At 43.3% G+C, this 18,165-nt stretch carries 13 protein-coding genes and 1 tRNA gene; 4 read left to right on the top strand and 10 right to left on the bottom strand.

All coding sequences use genetic code 11. The annotated features are described in order from the left end of the window. Window positions 1–24: 24 nt before the first annotated feature. The 8 genes from K7A41_RS10815 to K7A41_RS10850 all read right to left on the bottom strand — a co-directional run bounded on the left by K7A41_RS10815 (window position 25) and on the right by K7A41_RS10850 (window position 8,421). Entirely contained in the window at window positions 25–405 is a 381-nt protein-coding gene (locus K7A41_RS10815) for a YchJ family protein (RefSeq protein WP_265713704.1), read from the bottom strand. 13 nt (window positions 406–418) lie between these two features. Further along, window positions 419–1,231, bottom strand: coding sequence for a methionine ABC transporter substrate-binding lipoprotein MetQ (metQ, locus tag K7A41_RS10820; RefSeq protein WP_028068246.1), 813 nt, complete (start codon window positions 1,229–1,231; stop codon window positions 419–421). Between the two features lie 15 nt (window positions 1,232–1,246). Then, window positions 1,247–1,900: a methionine ABC transporter permease MetI gene (gene metI, locus K7A41_RS10825; protein ID WP_028068245.1), complete on the bottom strand. Its 654-nt coding sequence runs from the start codon at window positions 1,898–1,900 to the stop codon at window positions 1,247–1,249. Then, the gene (locus K7A41_RS10830) at window positions 1,893–2,912 is read right to left on the bottom strand and encodes a methionine ABC transporter ATP-binding protein (RefSeq protein ID WP_265713707.1); all 1,020 of its coding nucleotides are present in this window, start codon (window positions 2,910–2,912) and stop codon (window positions 1,893–1,895) included. Before K7A41_RS10830 ends, metI begins: the two co-directional genes overlap by 8 nt. A 166-nt stretch (window positions 2,913–3,078) precedes the next feature. Beyond that, the gene (locus K7A41_RS10835) at window positions 3,079–3,939 is read right to left on the bottom strand and encodes a fumarylacetoacetate hydrolase family protein (RefSeq protein ID WP_028068243.1); all 861 of its coding nucleotides are present in this window, start codon (window positions 3,937–3,939) and stop codon (window positions 3,079–3,081) included. Window positions 3,940–3,995: 56 nt separating this feature from the next. Continuing rightward, the gene (locus tag K7A41_RS10840) at window positions 3,996–4,928 is read right to left on the bottom strand and encodes a TIGR01777 family oxidoreductase (protein ID WP_265713710.1); all 933 of its coding nucleotides are present in this window, start codon (window positions 4,926–4,928) and stop codon (window positions 3,996–3,998) included. A 222-nt stretch (window positions 4,929–5,150) separates the two neighbouring features. Beyond that, on the bottom strand, window positions 5,151–7,514 hold the full coding sequence (locus K7A41_RS10845) for a hypothetical protein (RefSeq protein WP_265713711.1): 2,364 nt from the start codon (window positions 7,512–7,514) through the stop codon (window positions 5,151–5,153). 46 nt (window positions 7,515–7,560) lie between these two features. Then, complete coding sequence (locus tag K7A41_RS10850; RefSeq protein ID WP_265713713.1) at window positions 7,561–8,421, bottom strand: SH3 domain-containing protein; 861 nt, start codon at window positions 8,419–8,421, stop codon at window positions 7,561–7,563. Window positions 8,422–8,658: 237 nt separating this feature from the next. On the opposite strand from K7A41_RS10850, the gene K7A41_RS10855 reads away from it, so the two are divergent. Then, the gene (locus K7A41_RS10855; RefSeq protein ID WP_265713714.1) at window positions 8,659–9,213 is read left to right on the top strand and encodes a dihydrofolate reductase family protein; all 555 of its coding nucleotides are present in this window, start codon (window positions 8,659–8,661) and stop codon (window positions 9,211–9,213) included. A 180-nt stretch (window positions 9,214–9,393) separates the two neighbouring features. On the opposite strand, the gene K7A41_RS10860 is transcribed toward K7A41_RS10855, so the two are convergent. After that, window positions 9,394–9,483: transfer RNA gene (locus K7A41_RS10860), tRNA-Ser, on the bottom strand. Between the two features lie 127 nt (window positions 9,484–9,610). Beyond that, window positions 9,611–11,728: an HD family phosphohydrolase gene (locus tag K7A41_RS10865; protein WP_028068238.1), complete on the bottom strand. Its 2,118-nt coding sequence runs from the start codon at window positions 11,726–11,728 to the stop codon at window positions 9,611–9,613. Between the two features lie 153 nt (window positions 11,729–11,881). Between K7A41_RS10865 and rpe the strand changes: the two genes are divergently transcribed. The 3 genes from rpe to K7A41_RS10880 all read left to right on the top strand — a co-directional run bounded on the left by rpe (window position 11,882) and on the right by K7A41_RS10880 (window position 18,009). After that, entirely contained in the window at window positions 11,882–12,562 is a 681-nt protein-coding gene (gene rpe, locus K7A41_RS10870) for a ribulose-phosphate 3-epimerase (RefSeq protein ID WP_265713715.1), read from the top strand. Window positions 12,563–12,922: 360 nt separating this feature from the next. Next, on the top strand, window positions 12,923–15,685 hold the full coding sequence (locus K7A41_RS10875; protein WP_265713716.1) for a bifunctional aconitate hydratase 2/2-methylisocitrate dehydratase: 2,763 nt from the start codon (window positions 12,923–12,925) through the stop codon (window positions 15,683–15,685). 53 nt (window positions 15,686–15,738) lie between these two features. Then, window positions 15,739–18,009, top strand: a complete 2,271-nt coding sequence (locus K7A41_RS10880) for an aconitate hydratase (RefSeq protein WP_028068235.1) — start codon at window positions 15,739–15,741, stop codon at window positions 18,007–18,009. Window positions 18,010–18,165: the final 156 nt, after the last annotated feature.

The following is an 18,165-nucleotide window of genomic DNA, read 5'->3' on the forward strand; positions in this document are numbered from 1 at the left end:
CGACTTTTTTATTTGTCACAAGCACTAGTGCCCGTCAACATAATACCACAATTCTCCCTGTTTCTTGAATGTTGATTTTTCATGGTGCACCTGTACCTCCATATTTGCGTCTAGGTAGTGTGCTTCAAATTCAACGGTGTGAATAGTTGATTTAAGAATAACCAGCTGCATCCACTTGTTTTCCATGGCCCACTGTTGAATGGAATTTTTATTTTGAAATCTCCTCGTGGTAGGGTGATATGTGTTGTATAGGAAGTCTATGTCCGCAGTCGCAAAAGCACTGTAGCGTGCGCGCATGAGAGCTTCGGCCGTCTGCGCTTTGGCTGGGGAAAGATGTATCAGCTGACAGCATTCACTAAATGCACTGCCAGAGCAGCAGGGGCATGCATCGTTTGCTTTTATCATGAATCGAGCCTTTTTACCAGCCTTTGATGGCACCGTTCTTAAACACTTTTTTCGCTGTGGCCTCAACTTCGGGAGACTGGTACGCCTGAATAAATTGCTGAACTTTCTCATCGTTTTTGTTGTCAGAACGTGCGACAATTAAATTGACATAAGGGGATTCTTTGTCTTCCGTAAATAAGCCCACTTTGTCGGGATCCAGTCCTGCCTGAGCGGCAAAACTATTGTTAATGATGGCAATTGTGACTTGCGGATCGTCGAGTACTCTTGGAAGCTGCGGTGCTTCCATTTCAATAATTTTGATCTGTTTGGGATTAGTGACAATATCTGTTACTTTAGGCTGTATACCCACATTTTCCTTTAGTCCAATAATTCCTTCCCGCTGCAGCAGCAATAGCGCCCGCCCCCCATTGGTCGGGTCATTGGGAATCGCTACTGTTGCTCCCGGCTGAAGCTCCGTGATTGTCCTGATTTTTTTTGAATAAGCTACGATAGGAAAAACAAATGTATTGCCCACGATTGTCAGCTTGGTAAATCCGCGCTGCCGTGATTGCTCCTGTAAATAAGGCTGATGCTGAAAGACATTGACGTCGATATCTCCTTGATTTAGTGCTTCGTTTGGGACAACGTAATCATTGAATGATACAAGTTCCACATTAAGATTGAACTTTTCTTTTGCGACTTTCTTAGCTGTTTCCGCAAGTTCCTTTTCGGGTCCTGTTACAACACCAACTCGCAGGGTATTTTCCTTCTTCTCCCGGTTATTGCAAGCTACTATAGTGATCAGACTAAAGGCTAAGACTGCAAATGCTAAGTTCAATTTTTTCATATGACACATTTAATGTTAACGATGGTTTACTTTTTTTGCTATATAATCACCTGTATACTGTAACAGGAATACAATTAAAATTAATAAAATAAGGACAGCGTTCATAATAAAGGTGTCGTATCCCACATACCCATATTGATAGCCGATCTGTCCCAATCCTCCGGCGCCTACCGCGCCCCCCATTGCTGAATAGCCTACCAGCGTGATCAGGGTTATGGTGGCATTGTTTATCAATGAGGGTAGTGCTTCCGGAAGCAATACCTTAACTATGACTTGTCTGCTGCTTGCTCCCATAGCTCTGGCGGCTTCGATGAGGCCACCTGGAATTTCCAGTAGACTGTTTTCTACTAATCTCGCAATGAAAGGGGCTGCGCCAATACTCAAAGGGACCAATGCTGCTGACATACCTATTGATGTTCCTACAATCTGACGCGTAAACGGAATCATCCATACAATAAGGATAATGAATGGAATAGACCGAAACACGTTGACTATGAGCGAAACAATCTGATGCATGCTTTTGTTTTCCAGCAACTGATGTTCACGGGTTAAAAATAGGTATATCCCGAGCGGAAGCCCGATCAGAAAGCCAAAAAATCCGGATAGGAACGTCATTAATAATGTTTCGCAGGTTCCTGCAAGGAGTAAATCAAATACCTGGTCAGACATAACCCAATACTTTAGTTTGTGGATGTTTATCGATTAAATAAGAAAGACTTTTGCCGATACCGTCGCCATGGCCCGAGAGTTCGACCAGCATAACGCCGAACTTCATGTTGCCGACATAATCTATCTGTGCCGTGATAATATTTGTCCTGACCTGAAAGTGTTGTTCGAGGTGCCGGATAAAAGCAATGGATTCGTCGTTAGACGTTACATAGATTTCGACGAGAGGATTTCCGTCGGATTTTAACCGTTCCTGGAAATTTAAAGGTATATCCACCTGTAAAGAAGAATGGATGAAATCCTGTGTGATTTTTTTCTGCGGATTTGCGAAAATAGTTTCAACGGTACCACTTTCAATCAATTGGCCCCTGTCGAGTACCGCTACCCTGTCACAGATGTTTTTAATGACCTCCATTTCATGGGTGATCAACAAAATGGTAAGACCAAATTGTTTGTTGATTTTTTTTAACAGCGCAAGGATGGATTTTGTTGTTGCGGGGTCAAGCGCGCTGGTTGCCTCATCACAGAGAAGGATAGCGGGATCATTGGCTAAGGCCCTGGCGATAGCAACACGTTGCTTTTGCCCGCCTGATAAATTTGCGGGATAGCTCTCTGCCTTATCTTCGAGTCCTACCAAACGTAATAATTCAGAAACCTTTTGGCGGATAATGGCCTTAGGTTTTCCCTCAAGTTGCAGGGGAAACGCGATGTTGTCAAAAACGGTTCGCGATGAGAGCAGGTTAAAGTGCTGGAAAATCATTCCGATTTTTCGGCGTTTCATCATCAAGTCACTGGATGACATGGACATCAGGTCTTCATTCTCAATTATTACCTGGCCTGTGTCGGGTCGCTCCAGAAGATTTACACATCGGATCAGCGTACTTTTTCCGGCGCCTGAAGCCCCTATGACGCCAAATATCTCACCTTTGCCGATTGACAAGGACAGCTCCTTTAACGCTTCGATCCGTTTGGATTTTACTTTGAATGATTTGGATATGTTGTTTAGTTGAATCATTGACCCTTCAGGGATTTACTTAGTTTATCTGATGATAGCGGATGCTGCTATAAATGTACATAAATGTACTTGATAAAATAAAATGAAATGACGAAAAACAGTACTTCGGGCGATCTTTCAGAACTGACGCTAAGTTCTGAAAGATTGCAAGACCGTCCTATAGCTGTCAGGATTGGGGGTAAGCCACAACTTTCTGGCGACCAGACCCTAAACCTTCGATACCATACTCGATAACATCGCCGTCGCGGAGAAACCGCTGCGGTGATTTGCCCATACCGGAGCCAGCCGGAGAGCCTGTAGAGATGATATCACCGGGAAGCAAAGACATAAACTGACTTAAATAGGATACCAGTTTGGGAACGCGGTAGATAAAATCTTTGGTGTTGCCATCCTGCATGATTTCGCCATTCAGCTTAAGCCATATCCTCAGATTGTTCACGTCTGTAATCTCATCTTTTGTAGCGATGAAAGGCCCCACGGGAGCAAATGTGTCACAGCCTTTTCCTTTATCCCAGGTGCCACCTCTTTCGATCTGGAATTCACGTTCCGTCACATCGTTGTGCAGTACGTAACCAAATACGTGGTCAAGGGCCTTGTCTTCGCTGACATACGAGGCTTTCTTGCCAATCACGATAGCAAGTTCGGTTTCCCAATCTGATTTTACCGAATTTTTTGGTAAAGTGATGCCGTCAAAGGGGCCATTGAAGGCAGACACCGATTTCATAAATACAATGGGTTCGGCAGCCTGCTGCAAGTTGGTTTCTTTTACATGATCATCAAAATTGAGGCCTACACACAGAATTTTGGAAGGTGTTTCCAACGGTGTGCCGATACGTTCATCTGGAGAAATCTCTTTCAGTGTTGTACTATTGTCGTTTACATACCGCTGAAGCCGTTCCAGACTTGCCGGATTAGCAAAGAAATCACGGTTATATTGAAAGTTTCCTGCTGAAACATCATATTTCTTTTCGTTTAAAATGACTCCCGCTTTTTCGGAGCCCTTTGCGCCATATCTAAAAATCTTCATAAGCCGCAAATATACGGATTTTGTCCAGAATGGAGGGGATGGTACCTTCTTTACAGTTAACCAATGTGTAAATTGTCTAAACAATTATTGTCCAATACGGGGTATTTAAAAGGAAATTTTTCGTTCAGTATTTTTCTGTTGCTTACCCAGGTGCTGTTGAGTACCATTTCCTGTCCTTTTTTTCCCAATAGTAATTTGATCAGCAGGGATGGGACGGGTAGGGGCAGGTAAAACAAACCGTATTTATGACGTGCTATACGTCTAGTAAATTCCCGCAACGGCAGTGGCTCTGAAGCACAGGCATTATATACACCAGCCATTGCGCTCTGCTGCAGCGAAAATAGCATCATGCGGGCGAGGTCTTCCATATGGATCCAGCTCAGCATTTGCTTTCCCGAACCGAGGATCGGATTGATACGGAATTGTAGCAGCCTGTTCATTTCTTTGAGTAGCCCTTGTTCTTTACTGATAACGACTCCAAAACGTAAAATAACAAGCCTTTTGTCTAGAGCTTCAATGGGTTTAATACTCCCTTCCCAAAGATTGCACACCCAGGATAGAAAGTCGCCTCCCTGCGGATCACCCTCTTCAAAGGGTTTTCTCTGATAACTGTCATCAGCACCATACCAACCAATGGCGGAGGCAGATATCACAGCCTTTACCTGATTAGGAATCTGTTTTAATGCCTGCGCGATGAGCTGCCCGCTTTCTACCCGGCTCGAAATAATCTCCTGCTGATAAGTTTTGGTCCATCGTGATGCATTCAGATTGGCTCCGGCAAGGTTAATTATATAATCCGCCTCCTGAACCGAATTGGTATCGATAATCTGTTGTCGGGGATCCCAATGTACATAACGGATATTAGGCTGAGGCGAATAGGCTTTTGGATTTCGTGTAAAAATAATGACCTCATAGAAGTTTGTGACCAACAATTGGGTCAAATGAAGGCCAATAGCACCTGTTCCACCGGTGATGATTACTTTTTCCATGAATTTGATCTTCTGTTGTATTCACGTCCTGAAGGCAGTTCTAATATACTACTTTGGTTTCATAAACGAGCTTTTATTTTTTAGGTTTGTCAATCGAGTCATCTTTTATTGTAACTGGCTCCCGGTTTCTTTGCTGTATCCCGGAAGCCAGTCATTTTTTAGTGTGTCTTAATACGTGTCGTATAGCGTTTTTGGTCAAACGCCAGTTTCCTTTGAAGATTCTCAGAATAAGTTGGACAGAAAACCGGGTTTCTTCCATGTGTTTTTATATTCATCGGCTAGAGGGGAGTGGTCTGCGTAGGCAAGCACCTCATTGAGTAAATGATGCGCTTTTTTCAGGTCGCCATTTTTATAATGGGCCAGTGCTTCAGCAAGTTTGACCGATTCCGAATCGTCGTCGTAACTCCAGTTATACTCCGTATATAAATTGTTAAATAGTGCGACGTACTTATGAAATTCCTGTAGGTTTCCCACTTCTGCGTTCAGCAGGATACCGAACTTTATCCAAAGCACATAATCATTAGGCTCCATGACCGTGGCTATCCAGCTATCGTATTGGCTGAATAGTTGCGCCCCCAGCTTAAATTCGCCCAGGCAGTAGTGGCTTTTAAGTATAAGGTATAGCGTTTTCGCCTTATCGAAATCATTAATGATGAACTGTCTTTTGTTTTTGAGGTAGTCTGTTCCGGCTGCAATAACGGATTTGTAATCCGATTTTTCATTGTGCAGTTGCATCAGTACAAAATAGGGTTGCGCTTCATGCGGATATCTTTTTGCCATACCCTCATAGTAATGGATGCGAGATTCCCTGTCGTCCGATTCGAGGATTTGATAGATAATATTTTCCACCTGATTTTTGGAAGCTTCGTAATCGCGGTAATGATAATCATTTATTTTCGGGTTGTTGCAGTAGAACTGGTAGAGATTCTCCAGAAGATATTGCGCTTGTTGTGCGATATCCTGTGATTGTCCGAGGTGATAATCTGCGATAAGACCGTGTACAAACATCAGGTAGGGCAGAGGAAATGTGGGCTCTCCATCTTCCATGGACTCTTCCTCATCCTCTTGTTTTACTGAAAGTTCTTCCAGATGTACTGAGTAAATATCAAAGTACTGTAGAGTAGCTTCCTTTAACCGGTCATAATCTCCAAGTTGTGACAAGACGCCGGCACGTGTCATGTGGAGTTCCTGGAAGTCCGAATAGGACAAACCTTCAGTCGCTATACGGTAACTTTCTTCAAGGCTGCCAACATTTTTTAGTGCGAGCGCTAGGTTGTTGCAATTCATTGCACGATTGTGCAGGCCGCCGAAATAGTCACTTTGATATTTTCCCTCTTCGAAATACAGGGCGAAGGCGTCATATGTTTGGCGGTACATTGCTACACAAAGTTGTCGCAAATCCAGCTCATCCTCCGGTTGTAAGGCATCCAGATTATCCACAAAATTGGTCAGGCAGACAGCCTCGTTATAGAGTTCGCGTGGCAGATCATCGAAATGTGGGATACTGTCGTGAATTTCGCCAGTAGACAAAAAAGTACATTCAACAAGACGTCGCCATGCTGTTGCGTTCCAACGCCTGTCGCCACATTGCTGAAGGTAAGGAATGGCTGCAGCATACTGGCCGTCATCATACAAATATGCCGCCGCGAAATGATAGCCTGAGGATACATTTGGGTGCTGGTCAATTACCTTTAACGCGTGTAAATAATAATAGTCGAACGGAATGCCGATTTCTTCAGAATAGTTACGTTCAATAATCAGCTGATAGTAGAATACATCCGGATTGTCATAGCCATCAGCAATTAGCTGCTCAAAACGGCTGTGCCATTTGACAAGCTCTTGATGGATGTGAGCAGCGGAATTCTCTCCTTTAATCAGTTTTAGCAATATCTTCAGAGCAAGATCTATGTTGTTATTTTCGTAGGCAATTTCAGCAAGATCGACAAAGTTCATTTCACTTCGGCTCACAAATCGGTCAACCTGCTCTGCGATCAATTTGGTCAACGCGTCTCCAGAAAGCTTTTTGTTGTGATCCAAAAGATAGATTTTCTTCATCCAGGAAATGGAAATGTTATGATCTGCGGTCTCACGCTCACCTTTAAAAGCTTCTTGAAAATAATTAATGCTTTCATCCAAGACGGCCAAGAGCGACTCCTCGTCCCTGAGCCCCTCGTATATGCTGGTCAGAAAACCGTAACCGTAGGGAGTCATAGCAGGCATGCTGATTAATTGCCGTGCATAAGCAATAAACTCCTGCTTGTTGGCCTCGTCGATATGCTTTTTGGGGCGGTTGATCTGCTCCAATACCGTCTGGTTGCTCAAGACATAATCCAGCATATGGTACAAAGCAGTCTCGTTGTCCGGTTCTATCGCCAGCGCTTTTCGGAAATAGGGGATCATCTTTTCCTCGATGATATCGAATACCGCTTCGTGGCCGTCATAGAATACCTGATCATGATAGGCTATGGCTAAGTGTGTCCATAGGGCAGCATCCCGACTGTCCTGTTTTAGCTGATTTTCACCTTCTATAATAAAAAGATCGAGTTGTCCGTTGTAGAACAGGTCGTATATATTTCTCTCTTCCATTCCTTGATTTTAATTTTTTTTTCTTTATTATTTTAGGCTGCGGCTTTTATTCTGATAAGGGTGTCTTTGTGAACTTGTAGCCGTCCCATTTAAATGCCTCCAGTCTTCTGGATACCTTATAGTTTCCGGTTTCTTCGTCTAGCACCTCGCCGTCCTCAATGTACTTATAAATGATGTTTTTGTTCTTTCTATGTTCGGAGGGGAACTGAATTTTTTCATCGTGGTAAAATACACCGGCATCGCCCACTGAGTACCTGTGCGGAAGGCAGATAAAATGCTGACCCGTCCAGGCAACATAATAATAGTCGCTGGGTACGCCACAGGCTTCCGACAAGAATTCCATGCGGAAGATGTGTTGGACATTTTCGAGTCCCATGCCAGATAACAATTTGCCTTGTGCGATAAGCTGGCCGGCAAATGGAAAGCAATACGAGTAGCTCGATACCAAACTTCTATCCGGGGCCAGCCGTTTAATAGATGTTAAAAAATGGTCCTGTTCCTCTATTGCTTTGGTCTGTACAAAGTGGTCAAAGCCAAATAGATATTGAAACCCCTGGCTATCCGTCTTTTTGTCGAGCGCCAGTAGCCCCAGCCAGATGAAGCCATGTTTTTTTTGGTGGTCATTTATGTATGTTATTTCGTACCAGGGTGCATAAAAATGACGGATATTTGCGCCTTTGTGTGGAGCACTTACAATAGTCACCTCCGTACCTGCCCGCAGGGAATCCGTAACTGCTGATGTGAGACTGGGACCGGATCGTATGTAAGCATTCTCGGCAAAGACAGTAGCCTGTTGACCGAGCTGTATATTCCAAAGGTTAACCTCATCGTCAAAAGTTACGTTCTGCGCTTTTAATACTACGGGAAGCGCGCTCACAAGGATTGCGGTATACCTAACTGCTTTCATATGCTGTTGAGCTTTTCTGCAAAAATAGACGAATTTCTGTTAACGCGAATCACTGGTTTCAGGTATTTTCTATAGACAATGCTGCATGATACAATTTTGCCGTGAAGTCTATTTTTGAATACGCGCTGGATGCCGCTACTGTGCTGTCGGGTAAATTATATTAATTCTTGTCCTATGTAAAGTTCCAGGCAAATTTAAGGTGTTAAATTTAATGAGCAATAAAACCGTCGTACTGATATGAGAAAAATAATTGCAGCATTCAATATGACACTTGATGGGATTTGTGATCATACAGCAGGTATTCCCGACCAGGAAATACATAGCCACTATACGGATCTGCTTAATCAGGCGGATGCTATTTTGTACGGTAGGATAACCTTTCATCTTATGGAATATTGGTTACCCTATGTCAGAAATCCTTCGGGTGAAAAATCGATGGATGACTTTGCGCGCGCAATTGATAAAATACCCAAGATTGTCTTTTCACACAGTCTGAAAGATATCGCCTGGAAGAGTGCGACGTTAGCAGTTGGAGAGTTGGGCAAGGAGGTTCAAAAATTAAAACAGCAACCCGGTAGAGATATTATTGTCGGCAGCCGGAGTCTCATTGTACAATTAATGAATCTTCAACTGATTGACGAATATCAGTTATGTGTCTACCCTGTCGTCGCCGGAAGAGGTCTGTCGTTATTTGAAAATATAAGCAATAGGATTATTCTTAAATTAACGGGAGTGAAGACCTTTAGTGGGGGAGCGGTTATTCTATACTATAAGACGGCAGCGACTGACTAAATACAGACCAACGCCGTTGTTGAAAAGGGTATAATTCTTTACCTATGTCGCTGTCAAAATATTCAATTGACCAGGTGAAATTTGCTTCCCCGTACCATGAGGTCTTTAACTATGGGAACAAATAACTATTGGGACAAAAAAAAACGCTATCCCTTGTAAGATGGGATAGCGTTGCTGTCGTGGCGGAGAGAGCGGGATTCGAACCCGCGGTACCGTTTCCAGTACGACAGTTTAGCAAACTGTTCCTTTCGGCCTCTCAGGCACCTCTCCGTGTTTTGACATTGCAAACATAAGGCAATTATTTGATTCTGCAAAGCCTGTATAGCAAAAAAGTATCAAAAAAAATGTAATGTCACAATAAGGGTTTGAAATTCAATTTGTTGTTTGGCGATTAAAATTATAATGTTTTTTTACTTAAATCATAATCGACACGCACGTGATAGATACTTTTCAGCATTGACTTGAAAATAACGGCGGATTCTGTAATATCTTTCAGTGTAATGTTACTATTGTTGAACTGTCCGCGCATTAATTTATGTTCGATGATTTTATCAACGAGGTTATTGATGGAGTCTTCTGAGGGTTCTTTCAATGCCCTGGAGGCGGCTTCTACCGAATCGGCCATCATCAGAACGGCAGTCTCTTTGGAGAAGGGGATAGGTCCTGGATAAGTAAAGAGTGACTCGTCAACCAGTTTGTCAGGGTTGTTTTTGACAAAAAGGTTATAAAAATAATCGACGCGTGTTGTACCATGGTGAGTGCGGATAAAATCAAGGATGACGTCAGGAAGTTGATGTTTCTTAGCAATATCCACGCCTTTGATCACATGAGAAATAATAATCTGAGCACTCTGTTCTGGGGACAGTTCGTCGTGTGGATTTTTTTCTGTTTTTTGATTTTCAATAAAGAACTGCGGATTAGTTAGTTTACCGATATCGTGGTAAAGTGCTCCTGCGCGTACCAGTAATGGATTGCCACCAATTTTATAGATCGCAGCTTCTGCAAGATTGGCCACCTGCAACGAATGCTGAAAGGTGCCCGGTGCTTTAAAAGAAAGTTCCCTTAACAATTTGGAATTGCTGTTGGTCAGCTCCATTAACGTTAAATCAGATACAATGCCAAACAGTTTCTCGAACGCATAAATCATCGGATAAGCCAGGAGAGTTATCATTACGCTAACCAGAAACGGAAGCAGATCAGACCAGTAAATGGTATCTATCGAACCATTGCGGGTGACCACCAGACCTATATACGCAATCCAGTAGGTGCCTAAAATAATTGCAGAAGAAATAAATAGCTGCTCTCGTTTGACCAGGGTCTTGATACTGTAGATAGCTACGATCCCCGCCATGAACTGCAAGAAAACGAACTCGAAGCTATTGGGGACGAATAGACCTGCCAGAAGGACCATAAGCAGGTGGATGTTGAGCGCTACCCTGGTATCAAATAAAATGCGGATAATAATCGGTACAGCACAAAACGGAATATAATATAAATTAGGGATTTTGATTTTTATTGCCCACGAGAGCACGGATAGCATCCCTATAATGACGATCATAATGATCATCAATAGCCGGTTGTTGAAATAAATGTCTTTACGGAAAAGGAAAAGAAATACCATCAATATGGAGAGGGCAAGCGAGATAATGAGAAACTGACCGAGGGCAACATAGCTTTGATTGCCACTTATTTTGCCTTCATCTTCGTATACTTTACGCAAAGATTCCAGTTTTTGATACGTTTCATTGGAGATGATTTTGTCTTTCTCCGCGATTAATTCGCCCTTTTGAACAACACCACGTGTAGCCGAAATACTGGCAATGGCATTTTGTTCGAGGGCTTCCGTTTGCTGATCATTATATATATAGTTAATGGTAATGTAGTTTTTAAGTGTCTCTTCTAGCCAGGCTTTTTGTTTAATCTTGGTTAGCTTTGGCATTAAATCTTTCATGTAGGCATAAGAGCTTTCGATCGTGTAGCAATCGGCTGTGTTTTTTTGCGTAGCCACCTTATCCTGAATAAGGGTGAAATTGTAATGTCTCGACGCCGGCGATCTGTCGTTGTTGCGGTTCTGAAAACGGTTATTCAGTGAGAGGATGCCTTTTCCATAAAGGTGATTCAATATAGCGTTACCCGCACTTCTGTAATCATTGATATTCTCATGTGTGGTATCAAGCTTACTACTTTGCCATTTCTCTGAAAGGTCCGTATTGAACTGGTCGATCTGCTCTTTGCTAGTTGTGGTATTGGCGTTATAGATCGGCTGGATTGTATTTAAAATACTTTTTTTGTCGGCATTCAGTTCCTCCTGTGTTTTTAAGATTGCAAAATTATAAGGAGATATCAGGTTCTCGTGGTTCCAAACTTTTCCCTTTTGGAATTCATAACGAAAACGCGGTTGTTTGGGAAGAAAAATACAAATCAATATGATCGTAATGACTATCAGTCCAATTTTTCGGATGAGGTTCTCGGTTGTATTTAGTTCTCTTTTGTACTTTATTTTTAATCTACCCACTGCAAACAATGTTTTTATGTAAAGTTAATATACAAATGTAGTTATAAATTTATTTTTTGTGACCTCTGTTACTTCGTCTTTGCACGAAAGTTTAACCGGCGGAATGCTGTGTCGAACAAAAAATACTTGCTATCTTTGCAGAAAAAATACAACATGTCAACAAAATCACATCTAATTGCACCTTCCGTTCTTGCCGCAGACTTTGCAAATTTACTGCATGATATTACCATGGTAAACAATAGTGAAGCGGATTGGTTTCATATCGATATTATGGACGGCGTTTTTGTGCCCAATATTTCCTTTGGTTTTCCGGTGATGCAAGCCATAGCCAAACATGCAAAAAAACCGTTAGATGTACATTTAATGATTGTTGACCCAGATAGATATCTTCAGGTATGTAAGGATTCGGGAGCAGAGATCATTACTGTTCATTATGAGGCCTGTACACATTTACATCGCACATTGGCTGCGATCAAAGAATTGGGCTGCAAAGCAGGCGTGGCATTAAATCCGCATACGTCCGTTGCACTTTTGAAAGATGTGATAGCGGACCTGGACTTAGTGTGTCTAATGTCAGTTAATCCCGGATTTGGTGGACAGAAGTTTATACCTAATACGTACGCGAAGGTTCAGGAGCTGAAAGCGATGGCTAAAGGGGTAAACGATGCACTGTTGATTGAAATTGACGGTGGGGTTACGACCGGCAATGCTGCACAGTTACTGAAGGCCGGCGCGAATGTACTGGTTGCGGGATCTTTTGTTTTTAATGCAGCAGACCCGTTGGAGACAATAAAATCGTTGAAAGATATCGATATAAGTGTTCATAGCATATAAAAATGAAGAGGTGGTTTTAATTGAATGAACCGCCTCTTTTTTTTATGGATGGATTAGGACAAAACGGCGTTGAAAAAAATATGGCAGGAATGCGCAAGTGTTTGTTTAGAACCATTCCAAATTGCTTGAAAAGAATGGAATGCGTGCGTTTAAAATTTGATTTTCACTATTTTTGTGTTTAGTCCTAATAGTTGATTTACGGTAAATAAATTGACGGAGTAAACGAGCTATAAAGAGCTAATGAAAGATTCAGGTGATTGCGCTATTATCCTATATTAGCTTAAATTTTCACAGACAACGCAGTGGGAGGATAGCGATGCTATTTTCCAGGCTGCCCTTAAAATAGAAAGACAGATATCTATGAGTATTTACAACGATTACGTACAAGAGGTTGTAGAACGAGCTGGCCAGGGATTACATCCCAAGCCAATTGACGGAGCAGAATTACTAAGTGAAGTAATTGCTCAGATTAAAGATTTAAACAATGAAAATAGAGAGGAATCTTTAAGATTGTTTATTTACAACACATTGCCGGGAACAACTCCTGCGGCGGGTGTTAAAGCAGAATTTTTGAAGGAAATTATTTTGGGGCAATCGGTTGTTGCCGAAATTACACCTGAGTTTGCTTTTGAATTACTGTCTCACATGAAGGGTGGCCCTTCTATTCGTGTGTTGCTGGATCTTGCTTTAGGTACAGATGTAGGGATAGCAACACAGGCTGCAGAAGTTCTTAAAACACAAGTTTTCTTATATGATGCTGATACAGCTCGTTTAAAAGCGGCTTTTGAACAAGGTAACGCAGTGGCTAAAGATATTTTAGAAAGTTATGCCAGAGCTGAATTCTTTACAAAGCTTCCCGAAGTGGCAGAGGAGATTCAGGTGGTTACGTTCATTGCGGGCGAGGGGGATATTTCAACAGATTTATTATCTCCGGGAAATCAGGCGCACTCGCGTTCTGACCGTGAATTGCACGGGAAATGTATGATCACACCGGAGGCTCAGCAGGAGATTCGCGCGTTGCAGACTCAGTATCCGGACAGAAGTGTGATGCTGATCGCCGAAAAAGGAACTATGGGAGTGGGATCATCGCGGATGTCGGGGGTGAACAATGTCGCTCTATGGACAGGTAAGCAAGCGAGTCCATACGTGCCATTTGTGAATATTGCTCCCATTGTAGGTGGTACAAACGGTATTTCTCCGATTTTCCTGACGACAGTAGACGTCACCGGTGGTATCGGTATTGATCTTAAAAACTGGGTCAAAAAAGTTGATGAAGATGGAAATGTTGTCCGCAATGAAAAAGGTGAGCCGGTTTTGGAAGAGGTGTACTCCGTGACGACAGGTACCTTGTTGACTATCAATACGAAGACAAAAAAATTATACCATGGAGATAGGGAGCTCATTGACATTTCAAAAGCACTGACACCTCAAAAGATGGAATTCATTCGAGCCGGTGGTTCTTATGCTATTGTATTCGGTAAGAAAATTCAGACCTTTGCGGCAGCGACTTTAGGTATTCAAGCGCCTGTTGTATTTGCTCCATCTAAGGAGATTACGATAGCGGGCCAGGGGTTGACTGCAGTCGAGAAGATATTCAACAAAAATGCTGTTGGCGTGGCACCGGGAAAAGTATTGCATGCAGGTTCTGATGTGCGTGTGAAAGTAAATATCGTTGGTTCACAGGATACTACTGGGTTAATGACTGCTCAGGAGCTTGAAGCCATGGCAGCTACGGTGATCGCGCCTACTGTTGACGGTGCTTACCAGTCTGGCTGTCACACCGCGTCGGTATGGGATAAGAAAGCGCAGGCGAATATTCCCAAACTCATGAAGTTTATGAATGATTTTGGATTGATCACCGCACGCGATCCGAAAGGCGTATATCATTCGATGACTGACGTAATCCACAAGGTATTGAACGATATCACTGTGGATGAATGGGCCATCATTATTGGCGGGGATTCCCATACACGTATGTCGAAAGGTGTGGCGTTCGGAGCTGACTCCGGCACTGTTGCTCTGGCTTTGGCGACAGGTGAGGCTTCTATGCCTATTCCCGAATCGGTAAAGGTGACTTTCAAAGGCAGCATGAAGCAGCATATGGATTTCCGTGATGTCGTACATGCGACCCAGGCGCAGATGTTGCAACAGTTTGGCGGTGAAAATGTATTTCAGGGGCGTATCATTGAAGTTCATATCGGTACATTACTTGCCGATCAGGCGTTTACCTTTACAGACTGGACTGCGGAGATGAAGGCAAAAGCCTCCATTTGTATCTCGCAGGACGATACGTTGATCGAATCATTGGAAATTGCCAAGAAACGTATCCAGATCATGATTGACAAAGGAATGGAAAACAGTAACAATGTCCTTCATGGTTTGATCGAAAAAGCAAATAGGCGTATCGAAGAGATTAAATCGGGTGTAAAACCAGCATTAAAACCAGATGATAATGCGAAATACTATGCAGAGGTTGTCATCGATCTGGATATCATTGAGGAGCCGATGATTGCGGACCCTGATGTCAACAACGAGGATGTATCCAAACGTTATACACACGATACGATAAGAGATCTTTCGTACTATGGTGGAAACAAAAAGGTAGATCTAGGTTTTGTGGGATCTTGTATGGTGCACAAAGATGATTTGAAGATCGTTTCAAAAATGCTCAAAAACATCGAACAACAGAAAGGTTATGTTAAGTTCGAAGCGCCATTGGTTGTTGCTGCTCCGACTTACAATATTATTGACGAGCTGAAGGAAGAGGGAGATTGGGAATTTTTGCAAAAATATTCCGGATTTGAGTTTAGTGATGCATTGCCGAAGAGTACTGCCCGCACGGAGTATGAAAATATTATGTACTTAGAGCGTCCCGGTTGTAACCTTTGTATGGGCAACCAGGAGAAAGCTGCCAAAGGCGATACCGTAATGGCTACTTCGACCCGTCTGTTTCAGGGCCGTGTTGTAGAAGATCGTGAGGGCAAGAAGGGTGAGTCTTTACTGGCTTCGACTCCGGTTGTTGTTCTCTCCGCTATCTTAGGTAGAATTCCTAATATTGACGAATATAAAGCGGCTGTGGAAGGCATTAACCTAACGAAGTTTGCCCCTATTCCGACAAAGTAGAAATAAGGATAGAGAATTTAGTAACTTGATTAAACAACATAAATTAGAGAGATATGGCATTTGATATAGACATGATAAAAAAGGTCTATAGCCGTTATGATGAACGCATAGCTGCGGCTCGTCAGGTGGTGAATAAACCTTTGACTTTATCCGAGAAAATTTTATATGCGCACCTTTGGGATGGTCTTGCGACCGAAGAATACAAACGTGGGGTTTCTTACGTTGATTTTGCTCCTGACCGTGTAGCGATGCAAGATGCTACGGCGCAGATGGCTTTGCTACAATTCATGCAGGCGGGGCGTCCAAAAGTCGCTGTTCCTTCCACTGTTCACTGCGATCACCTGATTCAGGCCAGGGAGGGAGCAGATAAAGATCTAGCTCGTGCCAAAAACGAGAGTTCAGAAGTGTTTAACTTTTTGAGTTCGGTATCCAATAAGTATGGTATTGGTTTCTGGAAGCCGGGCGCAGGTATTATCCATCAGGTAGTTCTGGAAAACTATGCGTTTCCGGGGGGAATGATGATCGGTACGGATTCGCATACTGTCAATGCTGGTGGTTTGGGGATGGTTGCTATTGGTGTTGGGGGAGCTGATGCCTGTGATGTGATGGCTGGTCTGCCATGGGAACTGAAATTTCCAAAATTGATTGGTGTTAAGTTGACCGGTAAACTGAGTGGATGGGCAGCTCCAAAAGATGTCATTCTGAAAGTCGCGGGTATCCTGACTGTAAAAGGTGGGACAGGTGCGATCGTTGAATATTTTGGCGAGGGAGCGGAATCCTTATCCTGTACCGGAAAAGGAACGATCTGTAATATGGGGGCTGAAATCGGAGCGACTACATCCACATTCGGATACGATGAGTCTATGGAACGGTATTTACGCGCCACTGGCCGTGCCGAGGTCGCAGACGCCGCGAATGCGATCAAACAGCACTTAACGGCTGATGCGGAGGTTTATGCCAACCCAGAGCATTATTTCGATCAGTTGATTGAGATCAATCTATCTGAACTCGAGCCTTCATTAAACGGCCCGTTTACACCAGATTTATATACACCTGTTTCACGCATGCGTGAAGAAGCTACAAAAAATGGCTGGCCTTTAAAAGTGGAGTGGGGACTGATCGGTTCATGTACCAACTCTTCGTACGAGGATCTTTCACGTGCGGCGTCCATTGCACGGCAGGCAGTTGACAAAGGTCTGATTACCAAAGCTGAATTTGGTATCAATCCGGGCTCCGAGCAGGTTCGTTTTACAGCTGATCGTGACGGATTATTAAAGACATTTGAGGATCTTAATGCAACCATATTTACAAATGCCTGCGGGCCATGTATCGGTATGTGGGATCGTGTCGGTGCCGAGAAACAGGAGAAAAACACGATTGTTCATTCCTTTAACCGAAACTTTGCCAAACGTGCTGATGGTAACCCAAATACGTATGCATTTGTGGCGTCGCCTGAACTAGTTGCGGCGATTGCTATCTCTGGCGACTTGGGTTTCAACCCCGTAACGGATACGTTGACCAATAGCAGGGGAGAGCAGGTAAAGTTGGATCCTCCTACAGGTGATGAGCTGCCAACGAGAGGCTTTGCTGTGGACGATCCGGGCTATCAGGCTCCGGCGGCAGACGGTAGCAACGTCGTGGTCGATGTATCACCTACTTCGGACCGCCTACAATTGCTTGAACCATTTGCAGCTTGGGAAGGTACAGACTTAAAAGGGCTCAAACTATTGATCAAGGCCAAAGGCAAATGCACCACCGACCATATTTCGATGGCCGGCCCATGGCTGAAATACCGTGGCCATCTCGACAATATTTCAAATAATATGTTGATCGGTGCTGTGAATTTCTTCAATGAGAAAACAGACAGCGTGAAAAATCAGCTGACAGGCGAATATGGACCGGTGCCGGCTACGCAGCGGGATTATAAGGCACGTGGAATTGGCTCCATAGTTGTTGGAGACGAAAACTACGGTGAAGGTTCTTCCCGCGAACATGCGGCTATGGAGCCTCGCCATTTAGGAGTACGTGCAGTTTTGGTGAAGTCTTTTGCACGTATTCATGAGACGAATCTCAAAAAGCAGGGAATGTTGGCATTGACTTTTGTCGACAAGGATGACTATAATAAGATCCAGGAGGACGATACCATCGATATTGTGGGGCTTACTGCATTCGCCCCAGGCCAGCCACTTACACTTGTCTTACATCACTCAGATGGAACACAAGAACAGATCTTGGTAAATCATACCTATAATGCACAACAGATCGAATGGTTTAAAGCGGGAGGCGCATTGAATATTATCCGTAAAAATCAGGCGGGACAATAAAAATCCAGCTAAAATGATAACCGGCTGCCTCCCTTAGGAAGGCAGCCTTTTTTATTTATTTTTGCGGGGGAAAGAATTCTGTGATCTTCGTCATATTTTGCCAATTTCGCCGTATTTTATTTGCTTCTAAATTAGAATGGGATTACTTTTGCCCAA

This window comes from Sphingobacterium sp. InxBP1 (genome assembly GCF_026191775.1).
Taxonomy (GTDB): Bacteria; Bacteroidota; Bacteroidia; order Sphingobacteriales; family Sphingobacteriaceae; genus Sphingobacterium; species Sphingobacterium thalpophilum.